Source organism: Providencia sp. (assembly GCF_003533305.1).
Lineage (GTDB): Bacteria > Pseudomonadota > Gammaproteobacteria > Enterobacterales > Enterobacteriaceae > Providencia.
This window is the reverse complement of record NZ_DOEH01000023.1, coordinates 209160-229551: the sequence shown is the minus strand read 5'-3', so window position 1 is coordinate 229551 and position 20392 is coordinate 209160. Positions and strand designations below refer to the sequence as shown.

21 protein-coding genes are annotated in these 20392 nt (G+C 37.5%); 1 reads left to right on the top strand and 20 read right to left on the bottom strand.

Going from position 1 to position 20392, the window contains the following annotated elements; genetic code table 11:
- Nucleotides 1-2: 2 nt before the first annotated feature.
- The 13 genes from DD649_RS15450 to DD649_RS15390 form a co-directional block, all read right to left on the bottom strand.
- Nucleotides 3-758, bottom strand: a complete 756-nt coding sequence (locus DD649_RS15450; RefSeq protein ID WP_294108546.1) for a molecular chaperone — start codon at nucleotides 756-758, stop codon at nucleotides 3-5.
- Between the two features lie 18 nt (nucleotides 759-776).
- Nucleotides 777-1373 (bottom strand): fimbrial protein, encoded by a 597-nt coding sequence (locus DD649_RS15445; RefSeq protein ID WP_294108545.1) that lies wholly within the window; start codon nucleotides 1371-1373, stop codon nucleotides 777-779.
- A gap of 11 nt (nucleotides 1374-1384) precedes the next feature.
- Entirely contained in the window at nucleotides 1385-1963 is a 579-nt protein-coding gene (locus DD649_RS15440) for a hypothetical protein (RefSeq protein WP_294108543.1), read from the bottom strand.
- Nucleotides 1964-1978: 15 nt separating this feature from the next.
- Complete coding sequence (locus tag DD649_RS15435) at nucleotides 1979-2560, bottom strand: fimbrial-like protein (protein WP_294108541.1); 582 nt, start codon at nucleotides 2558-2560, stop codon at nucleotides 1979-1981.
- Nucleotides 2544-3275 (bottom strand): molecular chaperone, encoded by a 732-nt coding sequence (locus DD649_RS15430; protein WP_294108539.1) that lies wholly within the window; start codon nucleotides 3273-3275, stop codon nucleotides 2544-2546. Before DD649_RS15430 ends, DD649_RS15435 begins: the two co-directional genes overlap by 17 nt.
- 65 nt (nucleotides 3276-3340) lie before the next feature.
- On the bottom strand, nucleotides 3341-3862 hold the full coding sequence (locus DD649_RS15425; RefSeq protein WP_294108537.1) for a type 1 fimbrial protein: 522 nt from the start codon (nucleotides 3860-3862) through the stop codon (nucleotides 3341-3343).
- Between the two features lie 193 nt (nucleotides 3863-4055).
- Nucleotides 4056-4412, bottom strand: coding sequence for a helix-turn-helix transcriptional regulator (locus DD649_RS15420; protein ID WP_336430929.1), 357 nt, complete (start codon nucleotides 4410-4412; stop codon nucleotides 4056-4058).
- 773 nt (nucleotides 4413-5185) lie between these two features.
- Nucleotides 5186-5869 carry a fimbrial protein gene (locus DD649_RS15415; RefSeq protein WP_294108532.1) on the bottom strand — a complete coding sequence of 228 codons (684 nt, stop codon included), beginning with the start codon at nucleotides 5867-5869 and terminating at the stop codon, nucleotides 5186-5188.
- 101 nt (nucleotides 5870-5970) lie between these two features.
- Complete coding sequence (locus DD649_RS15410; protein WP_294108530.1) at nucleotides 5971-7572, bottom strand: fimbrial protein; 1602 nt, start codon at nucleotides 7570-7572, stop codon at nucleotides 5971-5973.
- 7 nt (nucleotides 7573-7579) lie between these two features.
- On the bottom strand, nucleotides 7580-10078 hold the full coding sequence (locus DD649_RS15405; protein WP_336430928.1) for a CS1-pili formation C-terminal domain-containing protein: 2499 nt from the start codon (nucleotides 10076-10078) through the stop codon (nucleotides 7580-7582).
- Between the two features lie 19 nt (nucleotides 10079-10097).
- The gene (locus DD649_RS15400; protein WP_294109141.1) at nucleotides 10098-10781 is read right to left on the bottom strand and encodes a hypothetical protein; all 684 of its coding nucleotides are present in this window, start codon (nucleotides 10779-10781) and stop codon (nucleotides 10098-10100) included.
- A gap of 93 nt (nucleotides 10782-10874) precedes the next feature.
- Nucleotides 10875-11483 (bottom strand): common pilus major fimbrillin subunit EcpA, encoded by a 609-nt coding sequence (locus tag DD649_RS15395; protein ID WP_294108526.1) that lies wholly within the window; start codon nucleotides 11481-11483, stop codon nucleotides 10875-10877.
- 170 nt (nucleotides 11484-11653) lie between these two features.
- Entirely contained in the window at nucleotides 11654-11950 is a 297-nt protein-coding gene (locus tag DD649_RS15390) for a helix-turn-helix transcriptional regulator (RefSeq protein WP_294108525.1), read from the bottom strand.
- A 1064-nt stretch (nucleotides 11951-13014) separates the two neighbouring features.
- Between DD649_RS15390 and DD649_RS20145 the strand changes: the two genes are divergently transcribed.
- A complete protein-coding gene (locus DD649_RS20145; RefSeq protein WP_336430927.1) occupies nucleotides 13015-13161 on the top strand; it encodes a hypothetical protein in 147 nt (48 codons plus the stop codon).
- 902 nt (nucleotides 13162-14063) lie between these two features.
- On the opposite strand, the gene DD649_RS15380 is transcribed toward DD649_RS20145, so the two are convergent.
- The 7 genes from DD649_RS15380 to DD649_RS15350 form a co-directional block, all read right to left on the bottom strand.
- Complete coding sequence (locus DD649_RS15380; RefSeq protein WP_336430926.1) at nucleotides 14064-14633, bottom strand: fimbrial protein; 570 nt, start codon at nucleotides 14631-14633, stop codon at nucleotides 14064-14066.
- On the bottom strand, nucleotides 14630-15181 hold the full coding sequence (locus DD649_RS15375; RefSeq protein ID WP_336430925.1) for a fimbrial protein: 552 nt from the start codon (nucleotides 15179-15181) through the stop codon (nucleotides 14630-14632). Before DD649_RS15375 ends, DD649_RS15380 begins: the two co-directional genes overlap by 4 nt.
- Nucleotides 15178-15687, bottom strand: a complete 510-nt coding sequence (locus DD649_RS15370; protein ID WP_336430924.1) for a fimbrial protein — start codon at nucleotides 15685-15687, stop codon at nucleotides 15178-15180. Before DD649_RS15370 ends, DD649_RS15375 begins: the two co-directional genes overlap by 4 nt.
- A 13-nt stretch (nucleotides 15688-15700) precedes the next feature.
- A complete protein-coding gene (locus DD649_RS15365) occupies nucleotides 15701-16333 on the bottom strand; it encodes a fimbrial protein (protein ID WP_294108515.1) in 633 nt (210 codons plus the stop codon).
- Between the two features lie 44 nt (nucleotides 16334-16377).
- Complete coding sequence (locus DD649_RS15360) at nucleotides 16378-17118, bottom strand: fimbria/pilus periplasmic chaperone (RefSeq protein WP_294108513.1); 741 nt, start codon at nucleotides 17116-17118, stop codon at nucleotides 16378-16380.
- A 102-nt stretch (nucleotides 17119-17220) separates the two neighbouring features.
- Complete coding sequence (locus tag DD649_RS15355; protein ID WP_294108511.1) at nucleotides 17221-19749, bottom strand: outer membrane usher protein; 2529 nt, start codon at nucleotides 19747-19749, stop codon at nucleotides 17221-17223.
- A gap of 39 nt (nucleotides 19750-19788) precedes the next feature.
- On the bottom strand, nucleotides 19789-20322 hold the full coding sequence (locus DD649_RS15350; protein WP_336430923.1) for a fimbrial protein: 534 nt from the start codon (nucleotides 20320-20322) through the stop codon (nucleotides 19789-19791).
- Nucleotides 20323-20392 lie beyond the last annotated feature (70 nt).

The window sequence follows — 20392 nt, the reverse complement described above, 5'->3', positions numbered from 1 at the left end:
ACTTATTGCGCCCAATGAAAGGTTTCACTTAACCCACCGAAATCATTAATGACAGACCAATGAATATCATGCACTTGCGCTTTCACTTGATAAGTTTGAGTTGAAAATGGCGCTATCATCGCACCTTGTTCACGCACATTGATAGACTGCCCATTAAGTGTCAGTTGCGCTAACGTCTGGTAATAAGGCGTCGGATTAGTAACTTGTAATTGCATACCTTGTTGAACAAAGGTCAATTTTTCAGGCGCAGCCAATACTGGCATCGAAAAACCAGTTGGCCGATAAAATAGTTTAATTAACATACGGATACCAAAAGACACTTGTGTCGTGGTTGATCCTTTTTCCGTGACCTCTTCGCTACCTTTTTTTACTGATGGAATTGCTAAAAAGCTCAGATAAAATAAAGATTCACGATCAGTAGGTAAGGCCGAAATGTTATTGCGAGAAATTAACACTGTATTGCGGCTTTCTTTCTCTAACCGGAACAAAGGAGGCGTCACCATAAATGGCAGTACTGCTGTCGATCTCTCATTCCCATCGGGTGTCATTAATACTCGACTATTGATCAAATACACACGCTCACTTTGGTTGTTTAATGTCACTTTGGTACTCTTCGCGTCTCCATCAAACACGACTCGAGTTTGATCCAAGCTAAGCCCGCCTTCTGCATAGCTCTCTTTGGCGAAAAGTAATCCCCAAACAAACAAAGCAGCAAAAATTAAAGTTGTACAAACTTGTTTGAGCCTAATATTGTTCATGTCGATAACTCACTAGCCTTATTCATATACAAAATCAAAAGTAACCGTCGCTTTAAATGCACCACTTTGGCGCCCTGCATAATCGCAATTGCCACAAGTCAATTTCGCCACTATTGGAATGCGGATATCTATCGAATCCAGTTGCGACTCTGGATTCCAATTTTTAGCTAAGATTGTCCCTGTCGCGGCTAAATTAGGATTTGAAACAAACGAGGTATTTCCATCTGTCGCTAATAAAATTCCATAACCATTTGAATCCATCGCACCTAACGTATTGCGAAAAAGTGCAGGACCAAAGTCTGACGTTTTCTGACCATTCACTTTGACAGAAGGTGTTAATCCCCATCCGCTACATTTACTGAGAATAAGATTAAATGACTGCGTTGTTGCGGCTATTCCTTGTTCAATTTCAGAAGGCCGTAACGTCTCACCATCATTAAACTGAATACTCGTGGGTGCGCTAATTTCACAACTTCCCCCCACAAATATTGCAGTGAAATTAAACGTACTACTACTGGTATCAGCAATACCCACTACACTCCAAACGGCAATCACAAACCCTAATACAATCTTATTTATCAAATTAAAACATACAATTAAACGTTTCACCCTCATGTCGATATCCACTATTGAAATGCCACATTGATGGTCAACGATGCATGAAAACGCCCTGCAATAATGTTACTTTGCAACGGTCCTACAATCCCAACCCACAATACGTTATCGCTTTTGTATTGATTGTCGTTATTCAGAACATTAAGTGGTTGCACAGTGTTATCATTACCAATCGCAGCATCAGGCTGATAAAAATCTAATAACCCGATTGGTTTATCATCCGGTGACTGGCGCACCATAAACCCAACCCCGTTAGGCGTATCATCTAAAAATACAGTTTGATGCAAATCTTCTGCATAAGGTGTGATACCTCGCAAGGTCAGCATTGGCTTAATTAATTCAGTTTCATTTACACAGGATAAGCGCACAATTAACGACTTAATTTGGTGAGCTTGAATTGGGCCTTTAAGCTGACGCATACTTAGGGGAGCAAAAGTCAATACATTCTGCGGTAAGGTTATTTCGCACCCTACGCCTTTCTTCGCTATTGATGCCATCATGGAAAGATCCGCCGCTAATACCATCGAATTAATCGTAAACATGAAAACAAGCCCTCCCATACATTGAAAAGTAAAGGTCAGTAATTTCATTGTTCGCCTCATGAATTAATCGTATTGAAAATCAAAAGTCACAGTAGCATTCAACTCACCACCAATACGTCCCTTAGCATCACAACGCCCACAGCTTAAAATAGCCACTATAGGTAATGCGCCATTGATAGTGTCCAAGCTCGTACTTTTGTCCCAATGATCAACCGTTGAAATGGTTTTATTACTCGCTAAATTCACATTTGGTTGGAACGTTGCGTTCCCTTCAGTTTTCAATAAAATACCGTAACCGATTGATGTAGTACCAATAGGGTCTAAAAATAAATCATCGCCATAATCAGCATTTGAAGGGCCTACGATACTAATCTTCGGTGTCACACCAACCCCTTTGCAATTAGTCAGCATCAAATTAAAGTTTTTTTTCGCCGCGGCATCCTTTGCCTCTATTTGGCTCGGTAAAATCTCTTCGCCATGATTAAAAATCACCGTTGGTGGTACCGCTATCTCACAAGCTCCCTCATAGGCAATTTTTGCACTAAATTCGACAGATGCTGATGTGGCAAGCACTACCGAACTGCTAAATAATGCACTCATTCCTATAAAGAACTTTAAAACCATTGAGTTATCGAATAACGCCATGGAAAACCTCCATTCCGCCATAATCATTAATGGCTTTCCATGTCACTTTTCCCACCACACTTGCACCCGGGTACGCCATTGTTCCAAAAGGTTCAATCATTGTATTTTGCTCACGAACACTGATTGGAACGATTTTCCCCCCAGAAGACAGTGATGATAAAGTGACAAAATAAGGTGTTGGATTATTTACCTGCAATACGTGCCCGTGGCGTGAAAATTGCAGTGACGCCATCGCTTGCTGTGGGGTCATTAATAATTTAGATGGGCGATAGAAAAGTTTAATCACATTTCCAGTTGACACTGTGATAGCACCACCTAATTTTATTGTCGATGTAGACTCTTTTTCTTGCCCTGATGGTAGCGCCATGACTCGAAGGTAAAAGATAGACTCTCTATCTTGAGGCAACACTTGATTTCCTGTCTTCAATATCCGCAACTGATTAGAACTTCCTGGTTCTAAGCGAAAAAGTGATGGTGTTATAGAAAAAGGCGTTTGCATTTGTATCCCCCGAACATCTCCCATCACTTGCGCCTTCACCAAATAAGCAGTTGCTGACTGGGTACTACTTGTCACACCTATCGATTGACTTTTTGCTTCACGACCTTCCGCGAAAATAATTCGAGTACTATCTAGAGATATCCCGGCCATTGCATGAGTACAAAAAAAATAAAGGCTCATCACACTCAACCACAAAAAACGATAAATACGCATCATCCACACAACCTTTATTTGAGTTAGCAGAAGATATCTCCTGCTAACTCGCGTTAGTTACCGATAAATTAATTAACGATATAAGAAATTAAGATAGGAGCGCTGTAAGCATTTGGCTCAGGATTTGCGGCAGCAGAAGCCATACCAACGGTAAAGACATACTCAGTCACACCATCTTCTTTAGCATCCAAACCAATACGTTGACCATTTTTAACAATCGTTTTTCCATCATCTTGCGCAATCATGAAACCAACTTTTTCTGCATCATTACTAACAAAAATATTTTGGTCATTATTAGCGACAGACGTTAAACCTTGAATAATCAAATCACCCGTTTCATCGGCTTTACAATTAGTTAGTGTGACAGGCATCTTGACGGCACCTAACATTTTATTTGCCACGAAATCTGCTGGCTTAAATACACCAACGTTTAAAATAGATTTCCCACCATTAATCGTCACATCGCAGGTTGTACTCGTAATAACACCTTGTAATGTAACTTCTGCTGATGGTGAAGCACTCGCGCTTAAACTCATACCAGCAGTACTTGCAAATAATGTAGTAGTGAGAACAATTTTTTTAAATGTCATACTATAATCTCTCTAATATTTAAATAAAACACACAGCAAAGACAACCCAATATTAGATATTGAATTGTTTTCTTATATTTTAATTTATATTCAACATAAGGTTATCACTACACAAATATAATAAATAAGTGCAGCTAAAAACCCATTAAATTAATTAATAAAATTAATTAAAAATAAATTCAATAGAATAGCGTCAACCAAAATGAGATGTATCATCAAATTTAAAATATTTTTTATAGCTATCTCTAGTTAAGGGATAAAACAGAAATCGATAATTTTTATATAATTCAGGATCTATTTCTTTTAATCTCAAAGATACACCAATAAAGAAATCATCAAGAGAGGTACCTAATTTATATAATAAATAAACTAATGTGTCGGTATTGATACGACAAGTACCTCTTTCATATCGAGAAATCTGTTGCTGTGAAATATCTATCATTTCAGCAAGTTTCTTTCCCGATAGGTTTCGTAATTTTCTTAACTTTGAAAGCTCATAGCCGATGGCAATTGCTATGTGATCTTTAGTCGTTGATATTAAATTATTCATACTAATTCATTCCATTTTGGCTTTTTTACTCCTAAAAACAAGTGAATTGTATAGTAAAAACAAACAATCACAGTGTTTTACAAGGGAAGTAAATTCTAATGCCAAATAAAAAAAATAAAAACCATACTTTAACAATGGCTTTTAGCTGCGGCATCTAAATTACACAAACTAAGCGTAAAGTAAGCGTTAAAAACCAAAACAATACTCTTTTTATAATAAACGATGTTCAAACAGAACTATTGAAATAGTTAATAATCTTGCTTTAATCATAAAATGACTAGTTAATTGACATTAAATTCCAAAAATAATATTTTTTTACATATTGAAATTAATGGAAACCTCAAAGTCACATAATGAAATAATTTAATTTCAATATAACAATTTGTTTTATAAAATTTTTTATAATAATTCATCTAAAAATAGATTGGTTATCTTTTAAGCAATTACATTGAGTTAATCATACTAATAAAATAAAACAAATCCATTTACGACTTACTTTGTAAATTTAAGTGAAGTATTGTTTGCAAAATTCTAATTTGTTACTCTATAGTAAATTTTCATAGTTATTAACCGGGCTATACTTAAACCAATTTAATTATTTTATGTACTTAATTCTGCCCAAACCATCATATTAAACATAATTTTTTTCTTATCATTATTTATATTATTCAAAAAAAAGAGGCTAAAATTAGCCTCCTTCTTGATTGCTCATCATTTCAACCACGCTATGCATAACAATCAATAAATTAAACCTATAATTTCAACCCATTTATTTACAATGTTTCACAATTGCCAATAGGATAATATTTATCAAAAATCACAATATATTTTCGACTTTTATTTTTTACTTTTAAATCTCGATACTCTTCCTGTGGTAACAAATATAATACTAACGGCGTTTCATCCTCAGAACTGCAATCATCGTGTAAGATGACTCGAAAATAGGTATTACCGATATTTTTTATTACCCCTTCATTGGTATTAACCTCATATTTAAAATTGATATCTTTTGGTCTCACGACAAAATAGGTTTCTAGGCTCATCGTAGGATAAAACAAAGATTGTCTTTCACGTCGATTTTCACTCTGCATTTCAAGTGGTGTTTCACTAATAATAATCTTGTAATAACGTTCTTTTTCATCGCTATTTCCGCGATAAAAAATTTTAAAAAACTCCTGTTCACCGGGTAGTAAGATTTTTTTTAGTGGTGTAAAAATAATCTCCCCATCAATAATAGCCTGCCCTTTTTCTGCACTTCCCGGTTTATCAATTTTATATGCACTAAAATCATACAAATTGGTCTTTTTAGTATCATTAATATAGGATTTTGAAAAAAATGTTTTACTTGCCTCTAATGACGATATATCAGAGCTAATATACAACGCATAAGCTCTCCCAAAAGACAAAAGGAGTAAAACTAATAATATGTTTTTACAAAGGATTTTTATTTTCATCATGTATAAATTTATCGATTAAAACTAACTGATTCATTTAATATCCCAATAGCTACTATTCTTAAAACAGCCCATTTTCATTTACTATAGAAACGACTAAGCCTCTAATGTACATCTGGCCCAGTCCAAATAGCTTTTACAACAACAGTTCCACTCGCAGAAACAGTACCTAACCAATCAATACCATCTAAAGTAAAAAGTGAATTTGAGTCGTTCATTGGAAAGCTTAAATCTAAATTTGTACGGTAAAATGACCCTAAATCTTGATTAGGAATATCCCATGGTGTTTCTACCCAGAGTGCATTTTTCATAGAAATTTCAGTACTATCACAATTTGAACGATACGACTCCTCAATACCTGAGGCATTTTTAAATGAAAGATAAGCAGAAAATGGCACTTGATATCTGTCATCATCGGATGTGAACAAACAATAATTTCGCCCACTAACATTAATATTTGGCCCTTCTACTCGAGCTGTAATTGAATCAGCCTGCCTTGGGCCACTTGTCGTAACAATATAATTAAATTCAATAGGCGGCTCTGATGCGCCTACTTTCCCCGTTTTCGATGGATTCGGTATGAAATCGCTAGGAACAATGCTAATTCCATAATCTCGTGGTTTAATCACTAATTGGTTTGAAGGTGTAAACTCATAGAATCCAGATTGGGGTGCAGCTGTATTAGTAAATGAGAATGTAAAAAAATCTTGGCTATTCGTAAAATCTACATTTTGAGCTATCAGTTGCTTAAAAAAGGTGTTTGAGAAAAAGATAGCAATATGATTGCTATTGTTTGTAAAATAATAATTAGCATTATAAGTTGTATTGTAATTATACCAATTATTACTTCCGTCATCAGGCCCAATTTTTATTGAGCTTCCTGTTGGCGTGAACGGAATTAAAGTCGAGTTTATTTTTAGTCCTAACCGAATATTTGTAAAAATATCCCCTGTCGTTTCATGATTGATCATTTGACAAATCAAACCATCTACTCGAGAAACTGTACCCAAGCGGCAAAACTGTGCACCCGGCCCTAAACTTGGGTTACCGTTAGTATCAATATAAACTTCTTGTATTGCCCCCGTAGCCGTTAATTTAATATGGCCTGATTTAGTTATTACAAACTCATGTGATGCAATAATATTGCCACCAACACCTCGACAAGACTCTCCCCGACTAGGATCATAATCGACTGTGGTCATACAAGCTCTATAGCTATACGTTTCTACAGTACCCACCGGTACAGATAGGAAATATCGATAGGTTGAATCACTAAATATCCCTCGCGCATAGGTTGATTCCCCTCGAACATCACTCTGCACTATTTTATACGCACCATCACTGCCAATATATTGGGCAGGCCAATAGCCGCTATCATCGCCACAATAGCCGCGCATGCATCTATTTCCTGTAAAAGGTCCATCTATTGGCGAATTCTCTAACCAAATATCAACATTTTGGTTCGCTCTAATACTAGTATTAACGTATCCCATATACCCCAAACTTAATTGTGAGCTACCAGAATAGCGGGTATATTTATTAGCTCCAGAAAATCGGGGATCAGTCGTTTTCGGTGTAATAAAATATTCACTATCCACACCATTTTCGATAAAAACATAACTGTTAGTAACAGTTGTAGCTAAAGCAATATCGCTAGCTAATAGAAAACTCGTCAAAAAAATAGTGGAAATCGTCTTATTCATCATGAAATTCTCATTGTCTTTGCGCAACTATTCTTTGTGGATCACAAGTCACATCACCTAGCCATAATGCACCACGCGCGCCTGCTAAATTTAAATCGGCTTCGCAGATTGTTTTCTCATCTTCTTGTAGAAGAGAAATAACCGGATAGCGAATATCAACATCCATGGAAAACTCACCATTTTGATCTGTTTTAGTTCTGCCAATATGATTACGGATCGATGCATATTTAATAAACTCACCATCTGGCGATTTAAGTCGACCGAATACAGTAACAAGCTGCCTAACTTCTGGTTTATAAATAGCAATATTACCTGGATATAAAGTTACTAACTTATTTCGTCCTGAAACAATATCAAAACTATCTTTAGACTTTGCATCATTCATTAATTGAATGTCATAGTTTGAATAAGGTGATAATGGAATAAAGGTGTTTTTCCCACTAATCGGATAACTTTGCCCATTAACGCGAGCAGTCATACTGCCATTTCCATAAATATCTGAATTAATAATGACGCCTGATTTACCTTGCTGCCCACTAGGCATAACAATTCCATCACTATAAGCTACAGCACCTCTTGAGGTAAAATTACCATTAAGTCGATTATTATCAGGCCGGTTAATTGTTATCATTCCAGAATTATATTTCATGTCATAAGATGCATAAGCCATAGTGGAAATATCAGATTCTCCATTATTTTTATCTTTGACTAATTTAGAAACTGAGCCGCCTATATTAGTAATAGCAGAATCTTCAAAATTTTTATTCGCATAAATATTAGCTTTAACATTACCATTGCTTGAAGAGACCCCTGTACTTAGCCATGTCGCTAATGGAAGTGAAAAGTCAAGGCTCACAAATTTTTCATTCATACTTTTTTGGTCGTCATAATGATAACGCTGAATACCCGCTCTTAAACCGACAGTACCGTAACGACCTGAAAATAATGTATTCGCATACTCATAGTTAATTGAATCGCTTCTAGTGCGTTTATCTGTTGTACTACTAATAGTAAAAGTACCAGTACGCTCAATAACTTTATCGAAGTTCATAGTTGCACCATAAGAATAACTGTCAGCATCATAGACAGGTAAATCACCTTTAATAACAGCTTTTTCTTTGGATGCCCATATAGACCCATACCCTTCAGGTATATTTACGGATAACGTCGCAATATTTCGATGACTACCATGATTCTCAATCATTCCCTGCCAAGAAACTGACATATACTGATTTAAAGAAAGATTTGCGCTACTTTCATTGACCAAAAAGTTGTCATAACCATAGTTAGACATTTGTATATTTAGTCCTGATAGCACAGGAAAACCTTTTGCAGCTGAAGCACCAAATAAATAGCTCTTATCTAACGAGTTACGCTGATTATATTTACCTCTAACATATCTTTTCTTGTCAAAATCAATATAGCCACCATAAATTTCCCAGCTCAATTTTTCAAAATTAATACCTTTAGAACCAAAGGATTTATTGATAGTTTGATTTTGTGTTGTAATAATTTTACCGTCTATAACAGTTTCAACTGTAACCTCATAAATACCAAATGGTAGAATGCTGGTATCAACTTCATAACTTCCCATTGGAAAATTTTGAATATTTAATAACTTCCCATTACGATAAATTCGTACCTCGCCTGGGCTATTTAAAAATGCATAAATTGGTGTCAGCGAATGTTGCTTATTCACAACGATACTGGATGAATTGTTACCAATAGAAGCAGCATAAACCTTACTACTATTTAATGTTGTCAAGCTAGCAATAGATTGTAGGTTCCACGTACTCATTAACCCAAAAGCAAAACGCAATCCATTATAATCACGTTCATACATCGCACGGTAAAGCTCAATATTAGAATTTGATTTTCCAATACTGTAAGCTGATGCGTTAACGTTAATATGATGCTCAGCTACTGCCAATAAAGTATCTAAGTTGAAATAACTACTTGATGAATTTTTTCCCTTTCTGATCTGGCTTTGAAAAACGCCAAGATCGTAATTTGCCACCGCTGAAATCGTATTTACAGAAGAGTCACCAAGTGAGAATTTTCTAATTTTTTCTTTAGGAGAAAAAGCAGTCTTATCAACATCTAATGACAAATTAAAAGATGATATATTGAGTTTTAAAGTAGCGTCATTATCAATTGTTATACCATTATTTGTATCAAAAAAAGCATCCTTTTTATTTATTAACTTTTCAATTAATAAATTATTTAATTTAGGCCCTTGATTTGCATCTAACAAATGGATATTAGCAAGTTTAATTTTCCCTTGATCAATAACAATTGTAGCATCAGCTATTTTATCTTTACTTTGACTTTTTTGTGTTTCATTGTCTAGTCGCAAGAATACTGGGATAGACATCCCTTCTTCCAAAGCCATAACAAAAGCAGGTGGAATTATAAAATCACCCACTTTGATTCGTTTTATGTCCTTGGCATGAACAGCATTTGAAAAAATAATACTCATTACTGATAATGCAATAACACTCTTGCGCATAATTAAAGTCCATTCCTAATTATTTGACAACAATGAACTCTCCTTTGTGCCAAATACCAATGCTTGTTTTTTTATTATTTATATCGACTAATTGAAGTTTCACTGCTAACTTCGGCATCAGATAATAACGCTCGCGACAGATCCCTTCAGTTCCGAATTTAATTTTCTCCGTCAAGCAAGGCCCAGATGCAACTACACGAAAAGAGGTATTTCCCATATTAGCGACTTGGTATTTTTCATATTTATAATTAAAATTTTCAATTCTTGGTGCAACAACAAGTATAGTGCTAATTGTTGCTGATGTTGTTGCAGAAGCAGACTTTGAACTCTTAGTCATTCCACTTTCACTAATTGGGTCATCTTTCCAATTTAATCTATAGTAACGTTCCTTATCATCTTTAGGGCCTTGGTAAATTATCTTGAATATATCTTTAGCATTCCCCGGAAGAATAATATTCGCTGGTGTTGACAATATTTCATTAGGGTCATTAATTTCAATTAACTTTCCATTCTCTAACGGAGAATCTATTTTTTCGATACTTAAATTAACTAATCTTGCAGTATCAACTGTATTTTCTATTTCTTTTGATAGCATCCCCTCTTCTGAAGACATTATCTCTGTTATATTACCAACATTTACCGCTAAACTACTTCTTATTGGTACCACTGATAATAAAATAACTGCAAGTATTATTTTTTTCATAAAAAAACTCAAATAAGATAACGATAAAGACACTATTTCCTTATATTATCTTTATCGTAATATAAAATTTTCTATTTAATTAACATGAATAAACTATGGAGTTGGAGTGAAAGTTCCTTCCCAATTTGCAGTAAATTGAACTTTCACATCGCCATCCCAAACACCATCAGTAAGATCTTTAAATTCAGCTGCTGCACCAGCAGATTCAGCGCTTGCAATAACAAAAGTGAATTCACCACGATCTGTTGCACGATCAGCGCCATTGTAAACACCATCTGCCGCTAAGTTATCCAGACCAGAAGTTTGACCCGCTAAAACATCAACAAGTGTAGTATCTGTTGTTTTATCTAAATCTTCGCCATTCCACTTAACTCCAACCATTAATTTTGAATCATCAATAGTTCTAGATAATGTATTTGCAATAATCTTTGATGTTAATTTAAAATCAGTTGCACCAGTTTGTCCTTGAATAGCAACATCAAAAGCTCCATTTTGTTGATTAAAGCTTTGTTGGCCTTCTGCATAATTAAAAGTTAAGCTTCTTAATGGCGTTACAACCAACATACTTGTTGTATCTTTAATTGCTGTCGCTTGCCAAGTTGCCGTTGCTTGAGCGGTACGAGTATCTGCATTAGCAATAGTAGTGAAAGAAGCAGCAATAATTGTAGATAGCGCTACAGCCGTTATTTTTTTATTAAACATTTTATTCTCTCTAATTTATTATTCAAAAACAAACACAGGGTAAAAAAAACAAATACATGGTACAAAAAACACTTTTATTTGTGTTTTTTATAAAACATAATCGTTAATTAAATTTTAGTAAAAAAAAAACAATAAAAACACTAAATATGAATTCATATAAAAATCATTAATTATCTAAAAAGATTGTTAATTAAATGTTTACTTAATGAATAAAATTCATCCTCATCTTTATCAAACTTAGATTCTTCTTGGACAAAAAAAATTAACTCAGACCAAGTTTTATCTAATAACTTTAAAATTTGACTTAATGTATCTATTGTTAATGGCGTTTTTCCGTTTTCATATCGAGATATTTGTTGTTGGCTAACATGCATTAATTTTGCTAATTGCTGACCCGTCATATTTTTATCTTTTCTTGCTTTACGTAAAAAACGACCAGCGTAATAACTTATCTTATTTGATTCCATAAACTTAATTCCCAAAAAATAAATTTAATCTAATTATTATTTTCTAATAGTATTAATTATTAATTCCTTTTTAATATAGACAGATTAAAATATGAGTAAAAATGTTTAAACAGATGGAAATAATGAAGTTTAATAGGATTAAACTATCATAACTAAATGTTTAGTTAATAACATTGTTTTTAATGAGGGAAAGTACGTACCTTATTTGACTTTAGTTATATTAAATATTTGATTAATATAATTAAATACTGGAAAAAACATTATTTATAGAATGTTAATTATAAGTGACATATAATATCATTTATCGATAATCACGTTATGATTCGAAACTTAATTTAGCTTATTTTTTCATTTTGTTACAAATGAACACAAATAGAATTAATTTAAATCCACACCAACACCTAAAAGGAGTAATAAAGTTTTTTTACCCGTAAAATATTACCAATGCAGACTTAAAAGCCTCGCAATATTTTTTTTTGATCAAAATCAAACATCTATAAATCATTACTTTTTTTATTAAAAAAAGAAAAAATTAATTTAATGAAAAAAGAATGCCAGCTACAGGAATTATCTTAAAAATAGCAATTTTTCTACGAAAAGAGAATCTTCTTATTCATATTTAAATGAAAAATTTTACAGATATCACCAAAAACCATATATAGCTATAAATCTTCCATATTAGACATGCTTGATTTATCTGATAACTAATAATACTAATCTTCTAAATAACGCCACCTTATGATTATCGGCATTAAGAAATAAAAGTTTATAGCTTATTTACAGTTTAGTAATGCAAGGAAGGAAGAAAAGGAGAAGTGACCATTGCGTAAATAGGTTGGGAGTAAATTGTTATAAAAAATTTACACTTGAGTATAAGCCAATAAAAATAGGCGAACCTGATCGGTAATCAGCATAGAGGATGGCGGTTAGGATATTAGTGCAAAAGAGACATCCAATTTCCTAACCATGAACAAAGAATAAGTCAATTATATGATACGATCAAAGGAGCACTTAATGAAAAAGAACCCGATTCACTTAAGCTCGAGTCAAGTTCGGAGGTAATAATGATATCTCCTGATGATGCATTAATAACCAGTGCATTACTACCGCCATTACATGAAGTACTACCTTTTTTCTTTATACACATTGTTGTCTTTGTTTTCGAAGAATCGAATTCATATACGGCACCACCGCTCGCGGATGTGGATTGAAAACCACTAAAAAGAAATGATACCGACGCAGTCTTACTACATTGAAAATGGCTAGGCACAGTAACTAGAGAAGGTTCATTTTTGTTTACTACCCCATGCTCAACAACCGAAGGCAGATCGAAACTACAGGACACGGGTGTGGGTGTCGGTGTTGCAGTGCCATCATCTATCGGCTTGCATCCATCAATAAGAGGATAATTCTTTCCATTTGCATTTATATACATGTTATAGCATAAACTCTTTGTCCTATTGACCTTTTGTGGGAAACTGACAAACTTATAATCTCTTATGTATGGGAATGTATAGCGCCCCCCTCCAACAACCGTCTGACAATTACTAAAATTAAGAGAGTACATTAGAGCCCCCCCGAATCCACCGGGCGACGAGCTCCAGCCTTCTGGCTGCGCAGACTTATATTTAACATGCATCCCCCCAAATTCATAGTATGGTTGGAAATACACAGTACAAGCACCCTCTATTTTCGATATCGGATCGTTCCCTGTTACATAATTAATCGTAGGTTGCATATCTGCACCGCGTGTTCGACTATCAGAGCCAGGAGCCCAGCAAGTACTCCAACCACCACTAGTAGGTTCTTCAGCACAATAATCCCACCAGGCCACACCATCCCCCTTAATCAACAAAAAAGAACTCTGTGATGACGCGTCAACCGAATTGAACACTGTCACCGAAACCTCCCCCACTGCAGACAGCGGAATGCTCAATAGCATACCGGCCAAGAATTTCATGCGCATCACTCTAATCATCATTTTTCATCCCATTTCCGTATTTCATATCTACCACCAGTGGAAATCCCAATCCAAAATATTTGCATTAGGTGATAATTCTGCCGTCGTTGGTAAAGTCAGTCGTATGCTAAACATCACAGATGTCACCATCACTCATTCATACATCAAGCTATACGTTAAGGTCGCGGTAAAGTAGCCCGGTACTATCGAATCTACCGTTTCATCCACTGCTGCCTGCACATATGACCTCAGCCGAATGGTCATATCACCATCCTTTATCGGAATGATTGAACCCACTTGCGAATTATTGATAGGTAAGGCTAAACCGCTCGGCGCTTCTAAACCGACAACAATTCCACTCGCCTGACTACCTGCATCCACATTCAATAACCCATTATCAGTTGTTGAAATACCCGTAAATCTGGCTGAAATTGTATTTCCGAGCGACGTATCACAGTCCTTTAGATTAAACAGAATGTCTTCTTTACTATAACGACGTTGCCCCTTAGCTAAATCCTTCGCATTGATATTGCCCCCAAAATCAACCCACATATTCTCAAACGAAGGATCAACGGTACATGGCAATGCAATTAACGTCCCACTGTATTGGATTTCATTACTGCTATCGGCATAAGCGCCCGATGATATGAGGCTAATTAATAACATCCCACTGAGTGCGATAAGAACAGAGCTGTGCTTTATCTTGCTTGTTTTTCTTATCATGGATAGTTCATCTCCACACTTGCAGTCGCCGTAAATTCATCCTCATACAGTGTTACGCCGGGTCTTGTATCTTTCACTGGTACGGCATAAAGCGGTAACGTTAATACACCATTATCTGACATTGTCATCGGCGTCCCTGAGTTGGGCGCTATCAACACGCCTTGATGATATAATCGGATACCCAATCCTGCTTGGCTTGCCTGTAACGTCTTGTTACTCGGGTCAAAAGGAGCGCTCATGCCCCTATATTCTAAGTACAATGCCACCGCATTGCCCAACCCCGCACCACAGCTCAACGTTAATGTAAAATCTTGGCGACCATATTCCGTTTTATCGCCTAACCCATCTATTTTCGTAATACCAAGTTCATTAAAAGTCACTTTAATCGGTTGGTTAGGTCCATCAGGACCCGATACATCACAAGGTGGGTTATTAATTAAATTTCCCGTAAAATTGACTTCAACCGCTTGTGAGACCAATGAGACCGCTCCACACAGAGCAAGCAATCCATGCCTAAAAACGGTGATTAAAGTACCTCGTTTCATCATTGATACTCCACGCTGAGGGTCGCGTACGCCGTAAAGACCCCATCATTGACCCCGCCAGTGCCACTGGCAACTGGCACTACCGACAGCCTTGGCTTTGTGTTGTAGTTAAAATCGCGCCATGTCGCCAAGTTCAGATTGGTACCATCAGCCAACAAACGTAACCCAATATTGTTTTCGCTTGTTTTCAATACATTAGCTGCCTGTGTTGGCATCCGAGTACCATCAAACTTCAGTTTCAAAGCTGGGTTCTCTGCAGAGTCTTCACAATCTAATGTGTATGGGATATCGGTTTTCGCGTAGCTTTGACCGTCAATATTCTTAATAATGATATCGCCCATATCCACACTAATCGGTTGACCAAAGCCACCATTGCCATATATGTCACAGGTCTTTGCCACTACTGTTACTTTAACTTGAATATTAAAGACGTCCGCTAAGCTTTGTGTACTTGCTAGCAAGCAGCTTCCCATAATCAAACCTACAGTGATTGAGCACATAGATTTCATTTTCAGCCCTCTATTACTCATAAATCATTTCAAACGCAATCAATGCAGAATAAGCGCCCGGCTCTAATGGACCTGAGGTTCTGACTGGCGTGACGTAATAAGTTAATTTTTCTTGCCCTGAAACCAATAAAACGGGGTTACTTTCTTCACCCAGTGGCAATGTTTTCCCTTGACTATCACGCAATACTAAACCAATACCTTGCGCGCCATTCACCTTTGCATAGTTAGGCATAAATGGCACCGTGGGTGCTAAAAAGCGTACTTTTACCGCAGGTTGAGTTGAACTCCACGCGGTTTGCCCTGTCCTCACATTCTCTAATAAGGTCGAGGTTTCTAAACAATCGAGTAATTCAATTTGGAATGAAACTGGGCGACCTTGTCCACCCACACGATTTAATTCTGCCGTTTCTGTATTGCCTAATAACACCGATTGATAACTTGAAGTCATCGCCAATCGACATGGACTTTCAGTAAGTGAACCTGACACATACAACACGCCATGTTGACCATCAACATTCCAGTTATCGCTCGGACGATACAACGCTCGATTATTGTCTTCTGCAAAAGCAGACAAACTACTCGCTCCTACAAATAGGCAAACCAAAAGGCTATTGCGAATATGCTGAGTCAGTTTTTGTTGAGTCATAGTTCTCTCCTTTCCATTCATGCCGACAGGCCTGAGATAATCGATTATTTTGTTTCAGGAATAACCTGACAGCTCGAAGCCTGACAACGGAAATTCAACTCTGGGCGACCGCCGTAGTCATTGATATAAGTCAGTACTGGTGAGCTACCCAATTTACTGGCACTAACACCGATATTTTCACTGGCAAAAGGCGCAACCATCACGGGGGTAAAATCTTTTGCATCCGATTTTGTGGTTGCCGCTGCATTAATAATGGTGACATAAAAAGGCGTTGGGTTTTTCAACATCACCGTTTCACCTTGTTTTTCTAACATCAGCTTATCTTGTGCAGGTGCTGTATTTTTCTCTGGAATAATCGCTTTCGGGCGATAGAACAACTTCACTCGAGTTTGTAAAGCAATCTGCAATGTATTTGGCTTGTCGCTTTTTGGCGGAATTTCACGCAAATTAAAGTAGAACAGGCTTTCACGGTCATTAGGGAGCATGTTTACGGCTGGTAGTGCTTCGATTTTTACTTGACTTGATTTACCCGGTTCTAAGCGTTGAACCGGCGGTAGTACCACCAATGGTGAATTTATTTTTTGACCTTCAGCGCTTTCCATCCAACCTTGAGCCAAATAAGGCAACTGTTTGTTGTTATTGGAAATATTTAAAGAAATTGATTTTTGACCACCGTCATAAATCACGCGAGTACGATCCATTGACACTGCAGCATTTGCAGCAGAGGAACACAGAATAAGACCCGTTAAACTTGCAATAACACTGAGTTGAGTTATCTTTTTCATGCTGTAATGACCTATTTTTTGTTGCTCGACTATCGGCCGAGCAACCTATTTACATTAAAAATCAATTATTAATTACACTTAACGTTGCGTAATTTCTGGTGGCTAAAGAGCTGTACTTGCAACAGGGGTACATGGCAGTAATAGTGCTCGCTCAAGAGTGCCCAACTGTACTGGGAAGGTCACTTTACATGCCTTGTTTTCTCCCCATGTCACCGTCATTACATCCCCTGGGTTAATACCGCTGATATAGGCACTACCTGCATCACCGACAATTCCCGTATTTTGATCTTTGGCATTTTTCACTTGCGCGCCAAACGGAGGATGCGAACCATCCGTTAAACTCAACACTGTCATTGCTTTTTGTCCCGACACCACTTCGAAACGACGGAAGCCCACGGCACCTTCAGTCATCGTGGCTTGTACCACTGACTGCTGCGCATCTACATCATCTGGCAACGCGTTCAAATCAATCTGCGCCTTACTGCGGTAATAACTATTCACATCACCAACAATAGCTTTACCGAACATGTTCGAACGAACTGGCGCCCCAAATCCTTTAATTGGTACATCTGCTACACCATCCGTGTCTACCACCATACGGGTTCCCCCCATTTGATTAACACGATGGAATCCGCCGCCTTCTGGTGTCATGGTAAAACCACCCGATGCAGACAGTCCGAATGCACTATATTGACCATGTTGGTAGCTGGCATTCGCACTGACTCGTGCACTGTCCGCTTGATGGCTAACAAATGCACTGGTTGAGGCTCCGTAGCGGCTGCTACCTGCACTCACCTGATAGGAGGTTCGGTCATCAATGCGGTCATAATAAGTGGCGCGGTTGGTGGTATCATTGCGGTTCGCATTTAATGAATAGCCTACGCTGCCGCTATTTCCCCAAGGGAATGACAGCGATAAATAAGCGCTGTCATCATTGACGCCGTTGTACACACTGCGATTTGCCGACAGGTTCACACTGACATTTTTAATCGAACCAATATCCATATATTTCGAGATCATGATGCTGTAATAGTCATTACTTGGACGATCCCAATAGGTCTGGTGGTTGTAATTCGCATATAATGAAATACCGATGTCACTGAAGTTCTTATTCAATGAAATGGTGTAGAGTTCTTTGCTGCCACCGTAGCGCTGACCTGATTCCCTCGCATTTAAGTAATCTGACATCGACATAAAATCACGCTCAGAGAAGCGGTAGCCCGCAAACTGCACTTGGCTGTCATATTGTTCAAATCGTTTTGAGTAGTTAATACGATATGAACCACCACTGATGGTCGTTTCACCAGGTAAACGCGCAAAAGATTGCGTGACGTCAAATGACATCGCACCAAAGGCGAGCAAGTCACGGCCAATACCCGCTGATAATGCGTTATAATTTTGGCCAATTAAGCTACCAGCAAATAGTGACCAACCATTGCTAACTCCCCAAGATAATTCCCCTGTTAAGAAGCTGTCACCTTGACTATGACGCTCATAATTAGTTGGTTGACCCAGTGCTAACTTGTACTGAACTTGGCCTGGTCGGGTCAGATATGGCAGATTCGCCGTATCAACTTGGAATTCTTGAACCGAGCCATCTTCTTCTTTAACCGTGACGTCTAACCTACCGCTGATGGCGTCACTTAAATCCTGAATTCTAAATGGTCCTGGCGCGACCTGAGTTTCATATAACACACGACCTTGCTGACTTACCGTCACCGTAGCGTTAGTTTTCGCAATACCGGTCACTTCAGGCGCGTACCCCCGCAAGCTTGGTGGCATCATACTGTTATCTGAACGCAAACTTGCCCCCGTAAAACGGAAGCTATCAAACATATTTGACTCAAGATAATCTTCACCTAATGTCAACTTAGCTTGCAAAGATTTCAGCGCGCGATAAGCATAGAAACGGTTCCACTGAAAATCTTTTTGTGTCTGCGTATTTTGGCCATTCATATGACTTAAACGACCTTGCCAATCTGCACGAAAACGCCATACCCCAAGGTTTATACCCATGACTCCATTACCATTAACTTGATAACTGTCATTTCCCCCTTTTCGGTAAGAGTTATTAGCATTCGCATTGATATTATAATCGGCCAAAATTGCCGATATCCCATCATCCCAACGTGAAGGAGGATCCCAATTTGGTGCTGTATATTCCATGTAGGCTTGCGGGATACTGACATATAAAGAAGAGGTCGCTAAATCGCCACGGATCTGCATACCCGGTAGGCTCTCAGGGTTTAAACATTGTCCATCGTGCCACCACGTTAAATCTTTTAATGAGGTAGACGTCAGCGCCAATTGATTAATGTATTCAAGGGATAAACAGGCAATACTCCCCTCGGGATCATTTTCAGGCACATAAAAAGGAACCGTAATCTCAGGCAATGTTTCATCATTCACTTTTAACGTTAATGAATAATTGCCAGGCATAATATGCCCTGCGCGCGAAAATTGATTTAAATCGATGTTACTTTTGTCTTCGAGATCTAATACATCGGTATTAAATTGAATTGCTTCTGCCGCGAAAACCGGCAGTGCTGCACCGTGAAGTGTCAGTGCAATAACCACACTCAATAAACGTGGTTTAGGTAAGTAAGCATTAAACAAAGACATAAGTAACATCCCTAAAGATCAGTATCAGGAAAAATTCAGCATTTTTTATTAGTAATAATCGAGTTTGAAGCGAATTGCTGTCTGGTATTCCCCTGGACGTAGTGGGGTTTCATCTGAGACCAGCCTTAAACCATAATTAAGGACATAATTACCTGGTTTGATTTCTTGTTTTACAGTTGCCAAACCTGGGCGTACTGTTTGTCCAGATGCATCTTGTAGTGATAATGCGACACCTTTTGCTGCCCCTGAAACGCTAAACCACTCGCCGTTTGCAGGGCCATCAAAAGTGACTGAGAACGTTTGCCAGTTGTCGCCATCATGGGGGGTGAGTTGGCAGCCAATTAAGGTGATAGAAAAAGGTTGTACAGGTCCGTGTCCAACTTGGCGTAACAAACCAATCGGCAAAATACCCATATCAATAGATTGCTCATAAGAACCAGTATCGATAGCACAAGCCGTATCAACGATGCTACCTTGCATACTCACTTTACCCCAAACTACTCCTAGAGCTGCTTGTACAGGTATTAGCCAGAAAACACCTACTAACAATAGCGCCGTATTTAACAATCCTGTTCGCTTCACGATCACCTCCATTGCTGAACAAGCCATGAAGTGCCGAAACACTCCATGACGTACATACCTTAATTTTTAA